Source organism: Pseudoalteromonas neustonica, from assembly GCF_001653135.1.
Lineage (GTDB): Bacteria > Pseudomonadota > Gammaproteobacteria > Enterobacterales > Alteromonadaceae > Pseudoalteromonas > Pseudoalteromonas neustonica.
The window spans coordinates 141,498-163,649 of record NZ_BDDS01000009.1 but is presented as its reverse complement, the minus strand read 5'-3'; the positions used below and the strand labels follow the sequence as shown (position 1 = coordinate 163,649).

Below are 22,152 nucleotides of genomic sequence, written 5' to 3'. Positions count from 1 at the left end.
CTACTCTTTACCTGAAGACGTTGCTGCTGGTGTGGTATTTTTTCTGGTTTTTTGAATTAGACTGATTTAGTCGCTTAAAAAGAATAATTTATTGAAACAGTCACAAAAATTAATCAAACCGTTAATTGGTTATAACGGGGTATGAAATATCAATACTTTCGAATATGGGAAAAATAAATCTATTTATTGGTTTATGTTGGATTTTTATACCTTTTAAATGATGTCAATCTCTTCTTTTTGGATTGATTTTAAGGTTGACTTGAGCTGCTCATCGCGGTACTAATATAAAAAGACAGCGGGGGAATTGATACCCTTGCCTAATTCAACAAATTTTTGGTATTTATTACATGCTTACAAACGCACTAAACCTAGTCCTAATTAACGTCGTGGTGATTATTATTACCGCGGGGGCTACTTAGTGCTTTAAGAAAGTGAAGCATTGATAAAGCCCCCCGCCTTAACAGTCGGGGGGCTTTTTAGTTTCAGGGTTTAGAACAGGTTATTGAGCTTTAAAATGTCACTGAGGAATGAGGGTTATTTAATGACAGGCGCAGAGTTAACAATCGATTTATTAGCCAAACATGGCGTAAATGAAGTGTTTGGTTACCCAGGTGGAGCCATCATGCCAATTTACGATGCGTTGTACGGCGCGCCAGTGAAGCATTATTTGACTCGCCATGAGCAAGGGGCTGGTTTTGCTGCTGTCGGGTTTGCTCGCAGCACGGGTAAGTTAGGGGTTTGTTTTGCGACCTCCGGCCCTGGTGCTACTAACTTAATTACCGCCCTGGCTGATGCAATGATGGACTCGGTGCCGCTACTTGCTATCACAGGTCAAGTACCAACAGCCGCAATCGGTTCAGATGCATTCCAAGAGATAGACGTGCTGGGCATGTCACTGTCATGTACTAAACACAGTTATATGGTGGAACGCCCTGAAGATTTAGCTGAAATACTCCAAGAAGCAATGCATTTGGCACAAAGTGGCCGTCCAGGTCCGGTGTTAGTTGATATCCCTAAAGATATTCAAATGGCGCAAGTGCCATTCAAACCTTGGTTAGCAGCTGATGATTACCTTCCAGAACTAGATTTAAATCAAGTTGCTATAGCTAATCAGCTATTAAGCGAAGCAAAACGCCCCGTTGCCTATGTTGGCGGCGGTGTTCAAGCGGCGGGTGCGCAAAATGAGTTAATGCAATTTTTAAATAAAACGCAAATGCCAGCAGTATCAACCTTAAAAGCACTGGGTAGTGTATTGCCTGAGTACGAATATGAACTGGGCATGCTTGGGATGCATGGCGGGCAAGCGGCTAACTTTGCAGTACAAGAATGTGACGTGTTGGTATGCATAGGCGCACGCTTTGATGACCGTGTGACGGGTAATTTAGGTAAATTTGCAGCCAAAGCAAAAGTAATCCATTTAGATATCGATGCCGCTGAAGTGGGTAAGCGTAAACCCGCTAGAGCGTCATTAATTGCAGATTTAAAAACATCATTACCGCAACTTGAGTGTTTTGTGACTGAGCAAGCATGGCGTGATCACACTAAAGCAATGAGCATTGAGCATGCATGGCGTTATGACTACCCAGGCGATAAAGTATTCGCCCCGTATTTACTTAACCAACTTAGTAAGCGTATGCCAAAAACAGGTGTGGTGTGTTGCGATGTGGGTCAGCACCAAATGTGGGTGGCGCAGCATATGAAATTTAGTCATCCAAGTAACCATTTAAGCAGTGGTGGCGCGGGTACAATGGGCTTTGGTTTGCCCGCCGCCATAGGCGCGCAAGTAGCGCGTCCAGATGACTTTGTAATCACGGTATCTGGCGATGGTTCTATCATGATGAACATTCAAGAGCTTGCGACTATCCGCCGTAACAATTTACCTGTAAAAATACTCATACTTGATAACCAACGTTTGGGGATGGTTCGTCAATGGCAAGAGCTGTTTTTTGAAGGGCGCTACAGCGAAACCGATTTATCAGACAATCCGGATTTTGTGCAACTGGCTGCTGTATTTGGTATCCCAGGGCAAACAATTACCCACGCAAATCAAGTTGATGATGCTATTAGCGCGCTAATAAGCAGTAAAGGTCCTTATATTGTTCATGCCTGTATTGATGATAAAGAAAATGTATGGCCATTGGTTCCACCAGGTGCTGCAAATGATGAAATGATGACGGAGAGTGCAAAATGAAACACAGTTTAACCGTATCTTTAAAGAGTCAAAGTATCGCTGTTGAACGCTTTTTACGCGTTGTGCGTCATCGTGGCTTTGATTTAACCCATTTTCAACTCAATATGGATGATGGCCAATACCATGTCGCAATGACAGTCGACAGTGATAAACCTATTTATTTATTAACCACGCAGCTTAATAAGCTGGTGGATGTTAAAAATGTGACATTGGAAAATTTACAACAACAAGCAATGTAACTTGTTATAAAAAATCAACAGCGTTAATAGGCATGTGCTAATTAACAATAAAAATTTAAGAATGAGGAAGTCAGCGTCCTAAATACTGGTCGCTGCAAACACTGAGGTAACTATGGCTAAATTAAGAAGTGCAACAACTACGGAAGGACGAAAGCGCGCAGGTGCTCGTGCATTATGGCGTGCAACAGGAATGACTGACTCTGATTTCGGCAAACCGATTATCGCCGTTGTAAATTCGTTCACACAATTTGTGCCAGGTCATGTTCATCTTAACCAACTCAGTGAATTGATGGCTGAAACCATCACTCAAGCGGGTGGTGTGCCAAAAGAATTTAATACAATTGCAATTGATGATGGTATTGCGATGGGCCACGGCGGCATGCTGTACTCATTGCCTTCACGCGACTTAATTGCTGACTCAGTTGAATACATGGTTAATGGTCATTGTGCTGATGCGATGATCTGTATTTCAAACTGCGACAAAATCACTCCAGGGATGATGTTGGCAGCACTGCGTTTAAACATCCCCGTCATATTTGTCTCTGGCGGGCCAATGGAAGCAGGTAAAACTAAACTTGCGAATATTGATATTAAGCTAGATTTAGTTGATGCCATGGTCAAAGGTGCGGATCCAAGTGTAAGCGATGCAGACTCAGAGCAAGTGGAGCGCTCGGCTTGCCCTACGTGTGGTTCATGTTCAGGCATGTTTACGGCTAATTCAATGAACTGTTTACTCGAAGCAATAGGTTTAGCATTGCCTGGTAATGGTACAACGCTTGCTACTCATAAAGATCGTAAACGATTGTATGTTGAAGCGGGTGCACGCATTGTTGATTTATGCCGTGAGTATTATCAAAAAGATAACCACGATGTATTGCCTCGTGCGATTGCTAACAAAACGGCTTTTATGAATTCAATGGTTGTTGATATTGCCATGGGCGGCTCGTCAAATACCGTATTGCATTTACTTGCAGCGGCGCAAGAGGCTGGGGTTGATTTTGATATGTCGCACATTGATGAATTATCTCGTAAAACGCCATTTTTATGTAAAGTTGCGCCAGCAACTCCTGAGTACCACATTGAAGATGTGCACAGAGCGGGTGGCATGATGGCGATAGTACGTGAGCTTGGCAAAGCGGGCTTAGTAGACTTATCGGTTAATCATGTTGCTGGTATGACGATGGGTGAACTGGTTAAAAAATGGGATGCGACAGATCCTAATAATGAAGTTGCACAAAAGTTTTATCGTGCAGGCCCTGCGGGTATTCGTACTACTAAAGCAATGAGCCAAGAGTGCCGTTGGGATGAAGGGGATAATGACCGTGAACATGGTTGTATACGCAGTGTTGAACATGCATTTCGTCAAGACGGCGGCTTAGCAGTATTGTCGGGTAATTTGGCCGAAAATGGCTGTATTGTTAAAAGTGCGGGTGTGGTTGATGAAATGCTGCATTTTGAAGGCACCGCCGTGGTATATGAATCTCAAGATGATTCGGTTGACGGTATATTAAATGATGAAGTAAAAGCTGGTGACATCGTAGTAATTCGCTACGAAGGACCTAAAGGTGGCCCAGGTATGCAAGAAATGCTTTACCCAACCAGTTATTTAAAATCAAAAGGCCTCGCTGAAAAGTGTGCTTTGATCACTGATGGCCGTTTCTCTGGTGGTACATCTGGTTTATCTATTGGTCATGTTTCACCTGAAGCGGCTAGTGGCGGCGCGATAGCCTATGTTGAAAATGGTGATAAAATCATTATTGATATCGCAACCCGTGAGATCACATTAGCGATTAGTGATGAAGAGCTGCAAGCACGTAAAGAAAAGCAACTTGCGCGCGGTAAGCAAGCGTATAAACCACTGGATCGTGAGCGTTATGTATCATCTGCGTTAAAAGCGTATGCGCTGCTTGCCACTAGTGCCGATAAAGGTGCGGTGCGTGACTTAGCCAAACTGGAGGAGCTTAGCTAATTATGGTTTCTCAAGAGCTCGATTATTTTCGCGCTATAATCCAAGCGAATATGGAGCCACTGGCTAAGGTCACTGATGTAAGTGACATGGCTGAGCTTAGTACTCGCCTTGGTAATCAAGTGTGGTTAAAGCGCGAAGATCAGCAACCGGTTTATTCGTTTAAATTGCGCGGCGCGTATAACAAACTAGTAAAGTTACCAAAAGGCTCGGTAGTTATTACCGCTTCTGCGGGTAATCATGCTCAAGGTGTGGCGCTCAGTGCGTCACATTTGGGCCATCAAGCGACCATTGTAATGCCGCTTACTACACCTGAAATAAAAGTTAATGCAGTGCGCGCACTTGGCGGTGAAGTGATATTACATGGTCATCACTTTGATGCTGCAAAAGCACACGCACTGGAATTAACTGAACAACGAAATGGCGTGTTTGTCCCTCCATTTGATGATCCTGATGTTATTGTTGGACAAGGCACAGTAGCGCGAGAATTAATGCAGCAACTTAATGAATTAGATGCGGTGTTTATTCCTGTTGGCGGTGGCGGATTGCTCGCTGGTATGGCCGTTTATATTAAGTCATTACGTCCTGATATTAAGGTTATTGGCGTCGAAGCCGACGAAAGTGCGTGTTTGCAAGCGGCACTTAAAGCTGGCGAGCCCGTTGAGCTTGAGCGCGTTGGTAGCTTTGCAGACGGCGTAGCAGTAAAAATTATAGGTAAAGAAACCTTTCGTCTAGCGCAAAAATTTTGTGATGAGGTGGTAACAGTAACTGGCGATGAAATATGTGCAGCGATGCAGGACATTTTCGTATCAACCAGAGCTATTGCAGAGCCTTCAGGGGCATTAGCCACGGCAGGGCTAAAAAAGTGGTGCCAACAAACGGGGTATAAAGGCCTGCATTTAGCGGCTATATTGTCTGGCGCTAATTTGAACTTTGATCGCTTACGTTATGTTGCTGAACGCACGGCGCTTGGAGAAAAAAATGAAGCGCTATTAGCCGTTACTATCAATGAAGAAAAAGGCAGCTTTAAGCAGTTTTGCGCTTCATTGGGGGGGCGTGCCATTACAGAGTTTAATTACCGTTATGCAGGCCCGGGCGAAGCGCAAATATTTGTCGGTATTGCACTACGTCAAGGCCAGCAGGAGCTGGATGAACTCAAAGGTGATTTAGCAACTAATGGTTACCAATTTTGCGACTTATCAGATAATGAATTAGCAAAGTTACATGTGCGTTATATGGTCGGCGGTAAAGCACCGGAGCAAATGCATGAGCGTTTACTGCGCTTTGAGTTCCCTGAGTATCCCGGTGCATTGGCACGCTTTTTAGATACTTTGGGCTGTAATTGGAATATTACGTTATTTCATTATCGTAACCATGGTGGCTCTATGGGGAATGTATTGGCTGGTTTTGCAATTGAACCAAGTCAGTATGAGATATTTAACGAGCACTTAAACCGTCTTGGTTACAGTGTACAAGATGAAACACACAATCCATGTTTCACTCAGTTTTTGACTAGTCAGGCTTCAGTTAATGCAGCAAAAGCTGCCAATCACTAGCGCAACACGCCCTAGGGCGTGCTGCGCTTTCGTGATTAATTTTGCAGCAGTATGTTTGGTATTTAGGCAAGGTATAGCCTATGTAGTGTGGTTGTTCCCCATAAATAGGCGATAACGCAGTATAAATGCCAAACATGCGCTGCCCAAAGGGTTCTTCCTAGGGGCGATTGACTCTTTGTTGCTCGATTTTTACTTAGCCCGCTAGGTTACAAACCTCGCGCCGCGATTAAATCGCCCCTAGATTGAACAAATTTCAATCCACAAAGGTCAACACGCCCTAGCACTTTGCAATAAACAGTATTTAACGCGAGATACTGTTTATTGCACATATTTTTTGGTCTTATCAAGCCTGTTATCTATAGTTATATAATTAAAGTGCCTAGCTAGGTTTGCATGTTGCCATTTAAAAGGTTGTTAACACTAAGTGTGGCTGCTTTGTTGTTCAGTACAGCAAGCTTTGCCAGTAAAAATGTTACACTGCAATTGAAGTGGCTCCATCAATTTCAGTTTGCCGGCTATTATATGGCTGCTGAAAAAGGCTTTTATAAAGATGCTGGCTTGAATGTCACTATCTTACCCGCGGATCCAGATAACCCGGATACTTTTAGTAAAGTACTGGGTGGACAAGCCCACTTTGGGGTTGGCCATTCAGGAATATTACAGCATAGAATTGATGGCAAACCGCTGGTGGCTATGGCCGCGATATTACAATTTTCACCGTATTGTTGGATGGTAAAAAGAAGCTCCGAAATTTTTCATCCTAGGGATTTTGCTAATAAACGCATTAGCAGTATTAGTCGTAAAGAAAGTGCAGAACTACTGGTAATGCTAGAGCGCAGTGGTATTAACACTTCAAAACTCCCCGTTTATTCAGGAAGTGGTGGGAGCCAAGACTGGCTTGATGGATTACTTGATGCGATGCAGGTGTATGTAACTAACGAACCATTTTTGATGCGTCAGGCGGGGGTTGAACATAGATTAATTTGCCCACAAAAGTATGGCATTAATGTCTACAGCGATATTCTTTATACCACCGAAAATATGCTTTTATACCATCCACAAACAGTGGAAAATTTTCATCAGGCGAGCTTAAAAGGGTGGCGCTATGCGATGATGAATTTAGATGAGTCAATTGCCGTTATCCAACAACATTACGCTCCTAATAAAAGTCTTAGCGAATTAACGTATGAAGCTGAGGTCTTAAAGGATTATATTTTACCTCCTGGGACTCATCTCGGCGCTATGTCGATGGCTAAATGGCGATTGATCGCAGACTTATATAAGTTCGATCAGACTGTGTTTAATAGCGCAAAAGAAGGGTTTATCTACTCTTATGATAGACCTGAAGAAATACAAATGTCCTGGATGTTGATCGCTGCAATTATTTTAACTTTATTATCAATACCGCTTTATTTACGACTGATGCTGAGAAAAAGCGTATAATATACACATTCACATTTTACCGCTTATGATCATATGACCCTTGCTGAGCAGTTTACAGCCCTCGATAACCTATTAATAACACACCGTAATTTTTGGCAGTGTACAGCTTTTGATTTTGACGAATTACCATGGCCTGAGTTAGTCCCAGTTTTTGATTTATTAAGCGATGAACAGGTTGCTGAACTGGATACTGATCAGAATGCGCTCTACCAACTTTTTAGCCCCTATATACCCGGTTTGGATACTCTTACTTCTTTGTGTGAGTTAACGGCTGCAAACACAGATCGTGATGAATATCCTTTTTGGCTAAGTAATGGTATTAAAGGGCGTAAATTTACACAATTACAAGACTTTGTCAGTGCACTTGAGCGACCACGGCCTGCGTTACCTATTTTAGAATGGTGTGCGGGGAAAGGGCATTTAGGTCGAATGCTTGCATTTAACAAAGCCTCTAATGTGCACAGTATAGAACTCCAGCAATCATTATGTGAGCAAGGTGAAAAAAGTGCACAACAACAAGGACTGGCTATGCGATTTACTCAGGCCGATGTGTTAAAAGACAACGTTGCTAAGCATTTTTATCCAGCTCTGCATGCCGTTGCTTTGCATGCCTGCGGCGGATTGCATCAAACGTTTATGTATCAGGCCTGCCTTGCAAAAACGCAGCAGATCAGCTTTTCACCGTGTTGCTATCACTTATTTACAGAGGATACTTATCAAGGCATGAGCGTTGAGGCTAAAAAAAGCGAGCTGCGCCTATGCCATCGTGATTTGAAATTAGCGCTACAGGAAATGGTTACGGCACCATCGCGGGTGGCTAAAATACGTGAGACAGAAGTTGAATGGCGCTTAGGGTTTGATGCACTGCGTAAATCTCTCACAGGCTCACAATGCTATGTTAGTGTGCCTTCAGTACATAAAGCTATTTTCTCCGGTTCATTTAAAGCATTTTGTGCATGGGCGGCGGATAAAAAATCGTTAGAGTTACCTCAAGGCATTGATTACGAGTCATTTTTACTAAAGGGGAAAATGCGCAAAAAGGTGACTGATCGCATTGAACTGGTTCGACATGTATTTAGAAGAGCAATTGAGGTTTGGCTTGTGCTCGATCGTGCTTTATATTTGCAGCAACAGGGTTATCAAGTGAGCGTGACAACATTTTGCGAAAAGCAATTAACCCCACGTAATATCTTGATCCAAGCAAGTTTACCGTCATAAAAAGAGATGCAATGAGAAATTTAAAAAATTTATTTGAGAATAATAAACGCTGGGCCGAGCGTACTTGCAAAGACGATCCTGAGTTTTTTAAAATTCTATCAATGCAGCAAAACCCAGAATACTTATGGATAGGTTGCTCTGATTCACGTGTCCCTGCCAACGAGATTGTGGACTTAATGCCGGGTGAGTTATTTGTGCATCGTAATGTGGCAAATGTAGTAGTACATACAGATCATAATTGTTTATCTGTTATGCAGTACGCTGTTGAAGTACTCAAAGTAAAACATATTATGGTTGTTGGTCATTATGGCTGTGGTGGCGTACAAGCGGTGCTTAATGATGCAAAATTTGGCCTTATTGATAATTGGTTGCGTCATGTTGGTGATGTTAAAGAAAAATTCCTTAGCCAAATAAATAACATGCCCGAGCAAGAGCGTTTAAATTGTTTGATCGAGCTAAATGTTATTGAGCAAGTGCGTAATGTGTGCCGTACTAATATTGTGCAAGAAGCATGGTCTCGCGGGCAAGAGTTAACGATTCATGGTTGGGTGTATGGTTTAGCTAATGGTCATTTGCATGATTTAGGATCAGTTGTAACATGTGCGGATGAAGTAAATAGCCAATACCAAAATGCCTCAGTCGAAGTGTTTAAGCGTACATTATAATTTATACCCAAATATAGTTTTAGTATGTTTGGGTATGACCATCGTTTGATGTGCATTTTAAATATCAGGTTTAAACTCTAGGCTAACTGCTATTCTATTCCAGCTATTGATCTCCAAAATAACAGTTGTTAGTTCTAGCATGCCTTGTTCGCCAAAGGCGTTGATTATGCTTTGGTAGATTTCGTCGGTGATAGTTGCCTGACTAATAGTGGTTAACGCTTCACTCCATGCTAATGCGGTTTTCTCTGCATCAGTAAAGGCATCGACTTCTTGCCATTCACTTAAAATATCTAACCGAGCTTGAGTTTCATGGTTTTTTCTGGCTTCATTAATGTGCATATTTAGACAAAACGCACAGTGATTAATTTGCGAAACCCGTATTTTAACTAAGTGGATGATGGTTTGATTGAGCGCATTATTTTTTGAAAAATCAACGTTACCTAGTTCTATAAGGTGCTTGGGAATGCGTGGGATCAGTGTATATAGTGCTTGTTGGGATAGACGATTAGCCATGTTTTTCCTCAATAGTGAATTGTTATTGAGGTTATACATTAAGTAATTATGTGTTTGCTGCCTTGTAGTTTTGCGACATTGTGGGGTAGTTTAGGTGAGAATGCTTAATATTTTACGTTTGCGATATTGCTGTGGTGTTTCAAAGGTGAAATTGAGAAACGAATGAGTGAAATGTGCATGATCATAATAACCACACTGTAATGCAATATCAGTTACTGAGGCGTGACTATTACTTAGTAATGCTCGCGCAGTTTTGAGCCGATAAAATTGCTGCAATTGGCCGGGGCTCAAGCCTGCTTCTTTTTTTAAGCGCCGCTCTAACGTTCGCCGTGTTAATCCTAACTCTTTGCTTATATCGGTGGCAGAGTTCTTATGCTGGATTAGCTTTTGTATCACCTGCAGCGTGCTGCTTTTAGCAAGTTTATTGCTAATAGCTTGGTTGAGCAGCCATTGTTCGAGTAGGTATAATTGGCTGGTAAGTGGGCTGTTGTGCATTTTTTCAACGCATGCTATTAAACTGCTATACCAACGAGGGGTAAAGTCATAGCCTAGCAAGTAACTCTCTTCAGCTAAGTCATGCAATGCTATTCCGAGTAGGTGGTAAGCGCCTGTAGGAGCAAAGCGAATACTTAATAGACTATCGTGATTAGAAAAGGTTTTTGCAAGAGTATGGCGATTGAACGTGAAACTAACGATTGGCGTATCATGGCTAAAATCAATGGTTAAGCTTGCGCCTGCATCTGGGTAGAGTTTTTCGTCAAACAATTGCGCTGTTTGCGCGCCCGAAGCACCAATTTTCCAATAACACTGCACCCAATCAGCTAAGCGTTGATCGGGCGAGAATTTTTCAAAGCTCAGGTGAGACAGTTGATTATTTACCAATAAAGTGGGCATTGTTTAGCTTAGTCTACACAATCGTTGGTGAGCTCTTCTTCTCGCAAGGTTAGTACTTCATAGCCATCAGCAGTGACAACAATAGTATGTTCCCATTGTGCAGAGAGTTTCTTGTCTCGGGTGATCACAGTCCAGCCATCTGGTTTGGTTTTTACCTTTGCGGCACCTTGATTGATCATTGGCTCAATAGTGAAGGTCATCCCTTCTTTTAGTTCTACCCCGGTGTTGCGTTTTCCGTAATGCAAAACTTGCGGTTCTTCATGCATTTGCTCACCAATGCCATGGCCGCAGTATTCACGAACAACACTGTAACCATTAGTGTGGGCAAAGTTAGCAATGGCGTTGCCAATATCGCCTAACCTTATTCCAGGCTTAACAAGTTTGATCCCTTGCCACATTGCCTCATAGGTTTTCTCAACTAAGCGTTGCGCTAGCGGTGAGACTTCACCAAGCATATACATTTTACTGGAATCAGCGATATACCCATTTTTTTCAAGAGTAATATCTAGATTAACAATATCACCCGACTTTAATGCTCGTTTAGCGTCAGGAAAACCATGGCATACAACTTCATTTACAGAACTATTTAGTACATAAGGGTAATCGTATTGACCTTTACTGGCAGGGCGAGCGGCGAGTTCATCAACAATATAGCGCTCGACTAAATCATTTATTTCCATCGTTGTGATGCCGATTTTTACCTGCTCGTCTAAATAAGCAAAGACCCGAGCGAGCAAACGACCAGACTCTCGCATCAGTGCAATTTGTGCGGGCGTTTTAATAATTATCTCACTCATGTAAATTTTCTCCCACTGTTACATTGGCATGTGCGAGTTGTTGTTTGATAATTTCGGCGTAGGTCATGGTTGGATTAAGCTCGGCCAACATGCCAATTTTTATCCAGTATTCAGATTGAGAGTTAATTGAACGCACCATAGTGGTACTAGCTTTACGAATTTCTTCGTGGAGTTGATCGCTGATTTTTACAATGCCCATGCGTTTGCCAATATATAAAACGTATACACATCGTATATAGGCAAGGATGTAAATGCAAGAGCTAAAACAAATCAGGCAGCCGAAGCTGCCTGAAAAAATAATTTTGGGCGTTATTATACTTGCGAGTCAATGTTGTCATTGCTGCTAGTGAGTTGCTGCTCTAATAAGGCAACTTTGGCTTCAAGCTCGGTTAGCTTTTCACGGGTGCGAATAAGTACTTGGCTTTGCACATCAAATTCTTCGCGGCTGACAAAGTCCATCTCAGCAAGCTTATTTTGAATAGCTTGTTTGGTTTTTGCTTCAAACGTATCGGCAAGGTTTTTAACACCTTGTGGCATGTTGTTAGAAATTTGCTTGGCAATTTCTTCAAGTTTTGCTGGGTTGATCATGTCTGTCCCTTACTCTCGCGTAAATGATAATGACCAATATTACCTTATTGGCTAGGCGTATTGTAGTGATTACGTTAAAATTGGCTGTCTTTAATGCAATCTCTTTGGTCGATATGAAACTCAATCCTAAACAAGATGAAGCGGTAAAATATATTAGTGGTCCATGCCTAGTGCTGGCAGGGGCTGGCTCAGGGAAAACCCGTGTAATTACTAATAAAATCGCTTACTTAGTACAAAAATGTGAGTATCAAGCACGTAATATTGCAGCGGTAACCTTTACCAATAAAGCGGCAAAAGAGATGCGTGAGCGCGTTTTTCAAACCTTAGGTAAAAAAGAGTCTAAAGGCTTGTGGGTTTCTACGTTTCATACCCTAGGGCTTGAAATCATTAAAAAAGAGCTAACAACACTGGGATTTAAACCAGGTTTTTCGCTGTTTGATGATCAAGATACCAGCCAGCTGATTGCTGATTTAACCGAAGAAGAGCTCAAAAAAGACAAAGATTTACTCAACTTATTAAAAATGCAAATAGGTAGCTGGAAGAACGAATTAATTCTACCAGAGCAAGCCATTCGCGAAGCGCGAGATCCACAAAAAGCGTTATTTGCACAGTTGTATGCGCGTTATCAAATTCAGCTACGTGCTTACAACGCGCTGGATTTTGATGATTTGATTATGATCCCAACGTTGCTGCTTACCAATAATGCAACGTCGCGTGAGCGCTGGCAGCAACGGTTTCGTTACCTGTTAGTGGATGAATATCAAGATACTAACACCAGCCAATATCAATTAGTTAAGCTGTTAGTTGGTGAGCGTGCGCGTTTTACAGTGGTAGGTGATGATGATCAATCTATTTATTCTTGGCGTGGCGCTCGGCCACAAAACTTAGTACTCCTTAGCAAGGATTACCCAGGTTTAAGGTTAATCAAGTTAGAGCAAAATTATCGTAGTGTGAAGCGCGTTTTAAAAGCGGCTAATATTCTGATTGCCAATAATCCTCATGAATTTGAGAAAAAGCTGTTTAGTGATTTAGAAAATGGTGAGCCGTTAAAAGTAATTGGTTGTCGTGATGAAGAGCACGAATCAGAGCGCGTTGTTGCAGAAATTATCTCGCATAAATTTATGAAGCGCACCAGTTACAAAGATTACGCTATTTTATACCGTGGTAATCATCAGGCGCGTGGTTTTGAAAAATCACTCATGAGTAACCGCATACCGTATAAAATTAGTGGCGGTATGTCGTTTTTCTCACGTTCAGAAATTAAAGATATTATGGCGTACCTACGCTTATTGGTTAATCAAGATGACGATAACGCATTTTTACGTATCGTAAATACCCCGCGACGTGAAATTGGTACAGTGACGCTTGAAAAACTGGGCACTTTGGCCAATGAAAAGCATGCGAGCTTATTTGCTACTTGTTTTGATAATGACTTGGGTTACCGTTTAAAGGGACGAGGTTTGAACTCGCTGGCAGGATTTGCTCGTTGGGTTGTTGAGCTTTCAGATAATGCAGTACGTGGCGATACGTTAGAAGCAGTAAAAGATTTAGTGAGACAAATAAATTACGAAGCCTATTTGTACGAGTCATCTCCAAGTGCAAAAGCGGCTGAAATGCGTATGAAAAACGTCTCTGAATTATATCGTTGGATCACCGATATGTTAACCGGCGATGCTGATAATCAACCTTTAACGCTTGCTGAAGTTGTGAGTAAGTTAACTTTACGCGATATGCTAGAGCGTAATGAGGAAGAAGACGAAGCCGATGCCGTGCAGTTATCAACGTTACATGCATCAAAGGGTTTAGAGTATCCTTACGTGTTTATGGTCGGTATGGAGGAAGGGTTACTGCCGCACCAAGTAAGTATTGACGAGGATAATGTAGATGAAGAGCGCCGTTTGGCGTACGTAGGTATTACCCGTGCTCAACAGGAGTTGACCATGACCTATGCAAAAATTCGTCGTCAATTTGGCGAAACATCACAAACCGAGTTGAGTCGATTTATACAAGAACTACCGCAAGATGATTTAGAGTTTGAGAATCGAAAGGCACCAAATACCCAAGCTCAGCGGATGGAAAAAGGCCAAGCTCGTGTTGCAAATTTAAGAGCGATGCTTAAAAAACCAGAGTAGTGGTTTGGGTATGTTTATCCAGGGCTGGGCTAATTAAGTATCTGTTCGTTATTGAGTGGAGCATTTTTTATAAGGGGAATGTTTATCGCATGTTGTTTCCCAACAAAAAGTGATAATCCATGGGTATCGAGTAGGGCTCTAAAATTAAGAATTGAAGGGCCCTTTGCAATGACTTTTATTTGTTTTATTTTCGTAATTGCTAACACGCCTTGCAGCTGTAAATCGTAGCTTTCTTGCTGCAAAACACGTTTGCTAAAAGTAGAGCTAAGCAATAAATAATCAAACTGTAACTCGGTCAATAAATTTAGCTCGCAACGGTCTTTGGCAAAGTCATTTAAGCCAATTGAATATCCTTGTTCGCTTAAAGTTTTTAGGTTACTTACTTGTACCGCCGATGCATAACGAATTTCTTGTTCGTTAAATAACAGGCAAATATGGTTTTTAATATTCAAGTTTTTAAGTGATTGGCATAAGGCCCTAAATTCCGTTTTTTCTAGTAGTAGTCCTGAGCAGGGAAATAAAATCATCGCTAATTGTGCCGATTTAGCTTGCTCGCATGCATTACGCAGTAGTTGTAACTCAACCTCTAATTGTTGCGCTTTATCAGCTGCAAATTTCTTGAGTATGTCAAAACTGGTACTGCCAAGTACAGGATGCTCTCCAAATGCTTCAAGTAATGTTTCTGACTGATATTGTTCACTAAGGGTAACAATTTCAGAGCTGCGAAAATTCATCGGGAGTGAGTCTAAATGGTGGCTTGATTCAAACACATGATGACTTGAAGCTGCATTAACACTCAGCAGAGGATGATAAAATTCAAAACGGCTACGACCTGCATTTTTTGCGTAATACATCGCGGCATCGGCATCTCTAATAATTTCATCGGTATGTTTATAATTCTTTTTTGAATATGTAATGCCTATACTTGCACCACTTTGTACGCAAATTCCTTTCATACAAAATGGTTTTTTCATTATTTTAATCAATCTTTTAGCAATGTCTTCAGCTTGCTGGCGACAGGTTAAATGCGTTAATAAGATAACAAATTCATCGCCTCCTAATCGCGCTAATAAATCGTGTTCGCGTATACATTGGGAGAATGACTCACCAACACCGATTAAAAATTGATCTCCAGCCTGATGGCCGAGTTGATCATTTATGTCTTTAAATTTATCCAAATCAATAAACAGTACTGCAAACTCTTGCTCAGGGTAGCGCTGATAATGCTGTAATGTTTTTTCTAACTGGGTTAAAAACAAACTACGATTTGGTAGTCCTGTAAGAGGATCATGATGAGCGTCATGGTACAATTGTTGTTCTATTTTTTTGCGCTCTTCGATTTGCATATGCAAATGCATATTTGTTTGGCTGATTTCTTTTGTTTTTTCTGCAACGCGAAGTTCAAGATCTTGATGGCTTTCTTTTAATGCTTGGTTAGCTAAATGAGCCTGTAATACGGTCGCTATTTGATGCGAAACAAATGTAATTAGTTCAAAGTCATCTTGGCTAAAGTTATGTTTGTTACTATAGGCTTGGCAAACAATAAGACCAATAACACCTTGCGCTGTTTTCAGTGGAGCGCCGAGCCAGCTTGTGGCAGTCTGTGATTCAGGTACTTGGGTTGGTCGTTCAATTATACCAGAATCAATGAGAATGTTTGCTCGCTTATCATCAATTAACTGCGTTTGTTCAGTGCTGATCACTAATTCGCTGTAACCCTTAGCAAAGGGACGAGGTTGGGTATTGTGATTAAACTCATCAATGCAATAGGGGAAGCTCAGCCAACCAGACTCTCGGTCATGTAAGGCTATATATAAGTTATCAGCATAAGTAATTGATTTTATTATTTCATGTACTTGTTGGTACACTTCTTCTATGTGTTTACTCTGTGTTGCAAGCTCTGAGATTTTAAACAAAATATGCTGGCGTTCTAGGGTTTTTTTATGCTGCTCTACTTCTAAGTTAAGTGCTTCGTTACTTTGAGTGAGTGCGCGCGTTCTAATTTTTACTTCTGACTCGAGTAGTTCCCGTTTTTTAACCCGCTCGATTGCTGTTGATAGATATAGCGACATTACTTCAAGTAGCTCTATCTGTTGTTCGCTATAGCTTTGTTGCTTATCGTAACTCTGCGCAACTAATACACCAATTATGCTTTGCTCTCGGTAGACGGGCACACCAACCCAATGTTCCGCAGGCGTACCAAGCACGCGGAATAAACCTTTATCAGCAGCAGCCTGCATTTCATCACCTTGATAGTAGGTGGTTTTTCCGCATTTAAATACATAACCGGTAACCCCATAGCTAAAATTATGGTCTTGATGAAGAGGCACCGAAATACCATCTTTTTCATCTGCAAAATAAGACAGCTCAAGTGTATTGGTAAATTGATTTAGTAGAACAACATAAAAGCTTTTACTTGGTACGTAATCTTGCAAAATGTTATGTATGGCGGGGTAGAGCAGGCTTAATTCGGCAACAGTACTGGCTTGCTCTGATAATTGTATCAGGGCATTTTGCAAGTGATGTGATTGCTTGTACTTCTGTACTAGTGCATTTAAACGTGCATTCTTGTGCTCTAGTTTTTGTAGTAAAGCTGCTTTATCTTCCACTAACGTAGGACCGATTGTTATTATTGTATATTTATTATTCTTATATTTTCATTTTTTAGCTTAATCGTCAAGTGGATAATAGTATTAGAAAGGGATAATGAAAAATAATGATATAAGACTTTATTTTTATACTTCGGCAATAAAAAAGGCTGATAAAAATCAGCCTTTCATTATTTAGTCTAAGTAATTAAGTATTACTATTTAGTCATGAACGTAATAGCTGCTTGAATCTCATCATCAGAGCAGTCCATACACGTGCCTCTAGGAGGCATTGCATTAAAGCCATTAATAGCATGTTCTAAAAGTGTGTCAGCACCTTTAGCTAAGCGAGGCGTCCAATCGTCAGCAGATTTAGGTGCACCTAATGCACCTGTACCGTGACATGCAAAACATGATGCTTGGTAAACTTGCTCGCCAGTACGAGGGCCAGTAGGCACATCAGCAACTGCTGCTTTAGCGCCTTCAAAGTAAACGGCACCAATAGGTGCGATACGTTTTTTGATTGCATCTTCAGTCATAGAGTTATCATATGGCTGTGCGTATGCGGTAGTTGTTAGCAATAATAATGCAGCTGATAGTTTTTTCATTTTGCCTTGCTCACTTCGATTTGAACGTGATCAATCACGATAGATGACGGAATTTAGAACGATTATAACGCTTAGCCACCATTTATAAAACGCTACGATGGATTTTTATTATGAAAAAACAATATTTTTTGCGTTAGCGCAAGAAATGACACAATGGAACTTGTCGGTTTAAGGGACTTGGCTGGTATTTTAGGCACGTTAGGCATGATGAAGTTTATAGTGGAATAACTTAACCACGCTAAACGTCTAACGGGCTAAGTTATTCTAATTATTATACCTAAACCATCTCAAGATGCGAGCGTCGTTGGAATTTAAAGCGATTTAGGCAAGGCATTGGTTGCAAGTAATAGTCGTTCTATTGTTAAAATCAATCTTTTATAAAAGCAACGCAGTATAAATCTCTTTAAAAACAACCGACTGGGTGTTTTAAAGGTACTTACTCTCATCGTTGTTACTTCTTAAAAGGGACTGCCATTGTTGCAAAATAACGCCTTGATATTAAGCCCCTGTGAAACGCTGAATTCTGTATCTTGAGGTGGCTCGGGTATGGTTGCTAGCTCATGCGTAATACTGCGCCAACTAGCTTTTCAATTCCAGCATCTGCTTCTAGAATCGATTGCGCTAACATGTAAGCAGGGGTGCTCACGAGTTTGTACTGTTCATCAATTACGATGTCACTTACTGCGCAACCAACGTGCTGAGCACCTAATTTTTGCATGGCGTGTGCTGTATTAGCATCATTACCAATTGTTGCTTTTACGCCAGTATTATAAATCAATGGGATCATTGCAGGGGCGATGCACATATAGCCTGCTGGCTTATTAGCATTAGCAAAGGCTTGGCAAGCACGTAACATCTGAGGATTCACCTGTGCATCAGATCCTTTTATAGCAAAATCACATAGGTTTTTTGCTGCACCAAAACCACCAGGAATAATTAAGCCATCAAAGTCATTTGCAGTGAGCTCTGTGAGAGCTTTTATATCACCGCGAGCAATACGTGCGGCTTCCACTAACACATTACGGTTAGGTTGCATTTCTTCACCATTGAGGTGATTAATGGTGTGCAATTGATCAATATCAGGAGCAAAACATTGATAACTAGCGCCTGCTTTAGCTATATGTAATAAAGTTAATACAGCTTCGTTGATTTCTGCGCCGTCATAAACACCACAACCAGCTAAAATTACAGCTATCTTTTTCATGCCTTTACTCTCCTTTAGTTTTAGTCGTATCAGTTTAGCATGGTCAACTAACTTGAGCTTTGGAATCGAGCGGGCTCGATAACTGTTCCTGCGTTATTCTACTGGCTCACATCCAGTGAGAATAAGTAAAAACCGAGCAAAGCTTCCGCGTCCTGCTCACGCCCTTACCTACATCGGTGTAGGCAACAAAGAGTTAATCGCCCCTAGGAAGAACCCTTTGGGCAGCGCATGTTTGGCATTTATAATGCGTTATCGTCTATTTATGGGGAACAACCACACGCCCTAGTCCAAAGCGCAAGTTAACTAATCGTAGTCGTGATTTCTATAAGATCACTGATGATCTTAGAAAGTTAATTTAAAATAATTTTACTTTTAAAATTAACTTTTAGCGGAGTAAAAGCACGCTATATACTTTTTTTTAAGTTTGCTAATAGGAAAAAATTATAAAGGATCGCTATGATCTTTGATCCATTGTGGTAGAATGCTCGTCCGGTTATTTAGAAGCTTTAAAATAATCGAGAAACTAGATTGAATGAACAAAGACTTAAAAATTTTTTCCACATTCAGCTAATAAAATAATAAAAAAGAACATCGTATTATCTTTTTAAATAAAACAATAACTTACATTTTTTCTAAGTCGTTTTTACTACTTTGGAAGAATTTTCCGTGGTTGTTATCTACATAGTTATCCACAACTTACTCTTTTAATGATTACTTGCGTAACTAATTCACAGTCGTTTTCTGTACTGCCTTATGGCATGCTTGTAATTATTTAGTTTTTATCTCATTTAGGATCCAATTACACCATGGCTCAGATCCCCGAAAACCCACTTATTTTAGTTGATGGTTCATCGTATTTATTTCGTGCTTATCATTCTCCGCCGCACTTAACAAACTCTAAAGGCGAAGCCACTGGCGCTATTTATGGCGTAGTTAATATGATGAAAAGTCTGATCAAGCAGTATGATCCAAGTCATATGGTGGTGATTTTTGATGCCAAAGGTAAAACCTTCCGTAACGATATGTACAGTGACTATAAAGCCAATCGCCCGCCTATGCCGGATGATTTACGCACTCAGATAGCGCCACTACACGATATTATTAGAGCGATGGGCTTTCCGTTGATCAGCATTGAAGGTGTTGAAGCCGATGATGTGATTGGTACGTTTGCACGTATTGCTTCTGAGCAAAAACGTCACGTATTAGTGTCAACGGGTGATAAAGACATGGCTCAGCTTGTTAATGAGCATGTTACTTTGATCAATACGATGACTGATAGCATTTCAGATCCCGTCACTGTGGTTGAAAAGTTCGGTGTTGGCCCTGAATTGATCATTGATTATTTAGCTTTAATGGGTGATAAAGTTGATAACATCCCAGGTGTAGACGGGTGTGGACCAAAAACAGCGGTTAAGTGGTTACAAAAATATGGATCATTACAAGGTGTATTAGATCATGTGAGTGAGATCAAAGGTAAAATAGGTGAAAAGCTGGCAGCAGCAGTACCTCATTTACCATTGAGTTATGAACTTGCGACAATAAAGTGTGATGTTGAGGTTGAATCAGATCTAGATACGTTCAAGCTACAAGAACCTGATCGTGATGCGTTGATTGCTTTATATGGTGAATGTGAATTCCGCCGCTGGTTGGCTGAGTTACTCGACAATCCAAAAGATGCTGAGACTCATTTAGCCGTGCCAAGTGAAGTGAGTGAATTGCCGCAAGTGGTAGACGCTCACTATGAAACAATCCTTACTGAAACACAGCTTGATACGTTAGTTGAGCAATTAAATGCTGCTGAATTATTTGCTTTTGATACTGAAACAACCAGCTTAGATTACATGCAAGCGCAGTTAGTCGGCATGAGCTTTGCCATAAAGGCCGGTGAAGCGGTTTATTTACCCGTTGCCCACGATTACCCCGGCGCACCGCAGCAATTAAGTTTAGAGACTGTGATGGCGAAGATTGGGCCAATTTTAGCAGATGAAAATAAAGCCAAAGTAGGGCAAAACCTTAAATACGATAAAAGCGTATTAGCGAATGCTGGTTTTGAACTAAAAGGGATTAAGTTCGATACCATGCTTGAGTCATACGTGTTTAACAGTGTAGGCACACGCCACGATATGGACTCTTTAGCATTAAAATATTTAGGTCATAAGAATATCAGCTTTGAAGATATTGCAGGTAAAGGCAAAAAACAGCTAACGTTTAACCAAATTGAACTTGAAAAAGCCGCACCGTATGCAGCAGAAGATGCGGATATAACCCTACGATTGCACCAAGTACTTTGGCCTAAAATTGAAGCCGACGATAAGCTTAAATCAGTATTCGAAGAAATTGAATTACCATTAATTAGTGTTATTTCAGATATAGAACGCACCGGCGTAGCGATTGATAGCAAGATGTTAGCAGCGCATAGCCAGCGTTTAGGTGAGCGACTTATTGAGCTTGAAAAAGAAGCGCATGAAATAGCAGGCGAACCATTTAATTTAAGTTCACCTAAGCAGTTACAAGTATTATTGTTTGAAAAGCTTGAGCTGCCTGTTATTAAGAAAACGCCAAAAGGTGCCCCATCAACCGCTGAAGAAGTGCTGCAAGAATTAGCGCATGATTATCCGTTGCCTAAAGTTATTATTGAGCACCGTGGTTTATCTAAGCTTAAATCGACCTACACTGACAAACTACCGCTAATGGTCAATGCGCAGACTAACCGCGTGCATACCTCGTATCATCAAGCAGTGACAGCAACAGGGCGTTTAAGCTCGACGGATCCAAATTTACAGAATATTCCAATTCGCTCAGAAGAAGGGCGTCGTATTCGTGAAGCATTTATAGCCGCTGAGGGTTATAAAATTGTCGCTGCCGATTACAGTCAAATTGAATTACGTATAATGGCGCATTTATCGCAAGATAAAGGCTTATTGAATGCATTCGCACAAGGCTTAGATGTACACAGTGCAACTGCGGCTGAAGTGTTTGGTGTTGACTTAGATGATGTAACCACAGATATGCGCCGTAAAGCGAAAGCGGTAAACTTTGGTTTGATTTATGGTATGTCAGCCTTTGGTTTAGCACGTCAACTTGATGTGCCACGCCATGAAGCACAGCACTATATCGACAAATATTTTGAGCGTTTCCCGGGGGTATTAGAGTACATGGAATCAACGCGAGAAAAAGCCGCTGAAAATGGCTATGTTGAAACCATTTTTGGTCGTCGCTTACATTTACCTGAAATTAATGCTCGCAACGGTGCTCGTCGTAAAGGTGCTGAACGCGCAGCGATTAATGCGCCAATGCAAGGCACTGCGGCAGACATCATTAAAAAAGCTATGCTGACAGTTCACAAATGGGTGCATGAACAAGCACCCAATACAGTGAAATTATTGATGCAAGTACACGATGAATTAGTATTTGAAATCAAAACAGAATGTGCTGAAAAATACACGGTAGAAATTTGTAGATTAATGTCAGAAGCTGCGAAGCTAGATGTGCCATTAATTGTTGAAGCCGATGTTGGTGACAACTGGGAGCAAGCACATTAATAGGTAAA

General features: G+C 41.1%; 17 protein-coding genes. 9 read left to right on the top strand and 8 right to left on the bottom strand.

Annotated features, from left to right (window positions below; translation table 11 throughout):
* The first annotated feature begins 541 nt into the window (after window positions 1-541).
* The 7 genes from ilvG to can all read left to right on the top strand — a co-directional run bounded on the left by ilvG (window position 542) and on the right by can (window position 9,278).
* Window positions 542-2,191 (top strand): acetolactate synthase 2 catalytic subunit, encoded by a 1,650-nt coding sequence (ilvG, locus tag A7967_RS14315; protein ID WP_054204926.1) that lies wholly within the window; start codon window positions 542-544, stop codon window positions 2,189-2,191.
* Entirely contained in the window at window positions 2,188-2,430 is a 243-nt protein-coding gene (ilvM, locus tag A7967_RS14310) for an acetolactate synthase 2 small subunit (protein ID WP_054204925.1), read from the top strand. Before ilvG ends, ilvM begins: the two co-directional genes overlap by 4 nt.
* A 112-nt stretch (window positions 2,431-2,542) precedes the next feature.
* Window positions 2,543-4,399 (top strand): dihydroxy-acid dehydratase, encoded by a 1,857-nt coding sequence (gene ilvD / locus A7967_RS14305; RefSeq protein WP_054204924.1) that lies wholly within the window; start codon window positions 2,543-2,545, stop codon window positions 4,397-4,399.
* A gap of 2 nt (window positions 4,400-4,401) precedes the next feature.
* Complete coding sequence (gene ilvA / locus A7967_RS14300; protein WP_054204923.1) at window positions 4,402-5,952, top strand: threonine ammonia-lyase, biosynthetic; 1,551 nt, start codon at window positions 4,402-4,404, stop codon at window positions 5,950-5,952.
* A 393-nt stretch (window positions 5,953-6,345) separates the two neighbouring features.
* Window positions 6,346-7,395 carry an ABC transporter substrate-binding protein gene (locus A7967_RS14295; RefSeq protein ID WP_082355724.1) on the top strand — a complete coding sequence of 350 codons (1,050 nt, stop codon included), beginning with the start codon at window positions 6,346-6,348 and terminating at the stop codon, window positions 7,393-7,395.
* Window positions 7,396-7,428: 33 nt separating this feature from the next.
* Window positions 7,429-8,613 (top strand): methyltransferase, encoded by a 1,185-nt coding sequence (locus A7967_RS14290; RefSeq protein WP_054204922.1) that lies wholly within the window; start codon window positions 7,429-7,431, stop codon window positions 8,611-8,613.
* Between the two features lie 11 nt (window positions 8,614-8,624).
* Complete coding sequence (gene can / locus A7967_RS14285; RefSeq protein WP_054204921.1) at window positions 8,625-9,278, top strand: carbonate dehydratase; 654 nt, start codon at window positions 8,625-8,627, stop codon at window positions 9,276-9,278.
* Window positions 9,279-9,335: 57 nt separating this feature from the next.
* Here the strand turns inward: can and A7967_RS14280 are convergent, their stop codons facing one another.
* From A7967_RS14280 to ubiK, 5 genes are all read right to left on the bottom strand, one after another.
* Window positions 9,336-9,791, bottom strand: a complete 456-nt coding sequence (locus A7967_RS14280; RefSeq protein ID WP_054204920.1) for a carboxymuconolactone decarboxylase family protein — start codon at window positions 9,789-9,791, stop codon at window positions 9,336-9,338.
* A 90-nt stretch (window positions 9,792-9,881) separates the two neighbouring features.
* Window positions 9,882-10,685 carry a helix-turn-helix domain-containing protein gene (locus A7967_RS14275; protein ID WP_054204919.1) on the bottom strand — a complete coding sequence of 268 codons (804 nt, stop codon included), beginning with the start codon at window positions 10,683-10,685 and terminating at the stop codon, window positions 9,882-9,884.
* Window positions 10,686-10,693: 8 nt separating this feature from the next.
* Entirely contained in the window at window positions 10,694-11,482 is a 789-nt protein-coding gene (map, locus tag A7967_RS14270; RefSeq protein WP_054204918.1) for a type I methionyl aminopeptidase, read from the bottom strand.
* Window positions 11,475-11,681, bottom strand: a complete 207-nt coding sequence (locus tag A7967_RS14265) for a ParD-like family protein (RefSeq protein WP_054204917.1) — start codon at window positions 11,679-11,681, stop codon at window positions 11,475-11,477. Before A7967_RS14265 ends, map begins: the two co-directional genes overlap by 8 nt.
* A gap of 113 nt (window positions 11,682-11,794) precedes the next feature.
* Window positions 11,795-12,070 (bottom strand): ubiquinone biosynthesis accessory factor UbiK, encoded by a 276-nt coding sequence (gene ubiK, locus A7967_RS14260; RefSeq protein WP_054204916.1) that lies wholly within the window; start codon window positions 12,068-12,070, stop codon window positions 11,795-11,797.
* A 113-nt stretch (window positions 12,071-12,183) separates the two neighbouring features.
* On the opposite strand from ubiK, the gene rep reads away from it, so the two are divergent.
* Entirely contained in the window at window positions 12,184-14,202 is a 2,019-nt protein-coding gene (gene rep, locus A7967_RS14255) for a DNA helicase Rep (protein ID WP_054204953.1), read from the top strand.
* Window positions 14,203-14,231: 29 nt separating this feature from the next.
* Here rep and A7967_RS14250 read toward each other — a convergent pair whose 3' ends face one another.
* The 3 genes from A7967_RS14250 to elbB all read right to left on the bottom strand — a co-directional run bounded on the left by A7967_RS14250 (window position 14,232) and on the right by elbB (window position 18,602).
* A complete protein-coding gene (locus A7967_RS14250) occupies window positions 14,232-16,811 on the bottom strand; it encodes a diguanylate cyclase domain-containing protein (protein WP_054204915.1) in 2,580 nt (859 codons plus the stop codon).
* 197 nt (window positions 16,812-17,008) lie between these two features.
* Window positions 17,009-17,398, bottom strand: coding sequence for a c-type cytochrome (locus tag A7967_RS14245; protein WP_054204914.1), 390 nt, complete (start codon window positions 17,396-17,398; stop codon window positions 17,009-17,011).
* Between the two features lie 553 nt (window positions 17,399-17,951).
* Window positions 17,952-18,602: an isoprenoid biosynthesis glyoxalase ElbB gene (elbB, locus tag A7967_RS14240; protein WP_054204913.1), complete on the bottom strand. Its 651-nt coding sequence runs from the start codon at window positions 18,600-18,602 to the stop codon at window positions 17,952-17,954.
* 806 nt (window positions 18,603-19,408) lie between these two features.
* Between elbB and polA the strand changes: the two genes are divergently transcribed.
* The gene (gene polA, locus A7967_RS14235; protein ID WP_054204912.1) at window positions 19,409-22,144 is read left to right on the top strand and encodes a DNA polymerase I; all 2,736 of its coding nucleotides are present in this window, start codon (window positions 19,409-19,411) and stop codon (window positions 22,142-22,144) included.
* Window positions 22,145-22,152: the final 8 nt, after the last annotated feature.

Bases quoted from the DNA above. Each gene is read 5' to 3' on its own strand.
- ilvG (WP_054204926.1), top strand. From the start codon at position 542: ATGACAGGCGCAGAGTTAACAATCGATTTATTAGCCAAACATGGCGTA.
- ilvM (WP_054204925.1), top strand. From the start codon at position 2,188: ATGAAACACAGTTTAACCGTATCTTTAAAGAGTCAAAGTATCGCTGTT.
- ilvD (WP_054204924.1), top strand. From the start codon at position 2,543: ATGGCTAAATTAAGAAGTGCAACAACTACGGAAGGACGAAAGCGCGCA.
- ilvA (WP_054204923.1), top strand. From the start codon at position 4,402: ATGGTTTCTCAAGAGCTCGATTATTTTCGCGCTATAATCCAAGCGAAT.
- A7967_RS14295 (WP_082355724.1), top strand. From the start codon at position 6,346: ATGTTGCCATTTAAAAGGTTGTTAACACTAAGTGTGGCTGCTTTGTTG.
- A7967_RS14290 (WP_054204922.1), top strand. From the start codon at position 7,429: ATGACCCTTGCTGAGCAGTTTACAGCCCTCGATAACCTATTAATAACA.
- can (WP_054204921.1), top strand. From the start codon at position 8,625: ATGAGAAATTTAAAAAATTTATTTGAGAATAATAAACGCTGGGCCGAG.
- A7967_RS14280 (WP_054204920.1), bottom strand. From the start codon at position 9,791: ATGGCTAATCGTCTATCCCAACAAGCACTATATACACTGATCCCACGC.
- A7967_RS14275 (WP_054204919.1), bottom strand. From the start codon at position 10,685: ATGCCCACTTTATTGGTAAATAATCAACTGTCTCACCTGAGCTTTGAA.
- map (WP_054204918.1), bottom strand. From the start codon at position 11,482: ATGAGTGAGATAATTATTAAAACGCCCGCACAAATTGCACTGATGCGA.
- A7967_RS14265 (WP_054204917.1), bottom strand. From the start codon at position 11,681: ATGGGCATTGTAAAAATCAGCGATCAACTCCACGAAGAAATTCGTAAA.
- ubiK (WP_054204916.1), bottom strand. From the start codon at position 12,070: ATGATCAACCCAGCAAAACTTGAAGAAATTGCCAAGCAAATTTCTAAC.
- rep (WP_054204953.1), top strand. From the start codon at position 12,184: ATGAAACTCAATCCTAAACAAGATGAAGCGGTAAAATATATTAGTGGT.
- A7967_RS14245 (WP_054204914.1), bottom strand. From the start codon at position 17,398: ATGAAAAAACTATCAGCTGCATTATTATTGCTAACAACTACCGCATAC.
- elbB (WP_054204913.1), bottom strand. From the start codon at position 18,602: ATGAAAAAGATAGCTGTAATTTTAGCTGGTTGTGGTGTTTATGACGGC.
- polA (WP_054204912.1), top strand. From the start codon at position 19,409: ATGGCTCAGATCCCCGAAAACCCACTTATTTTAGTTGATGGTTCATCG.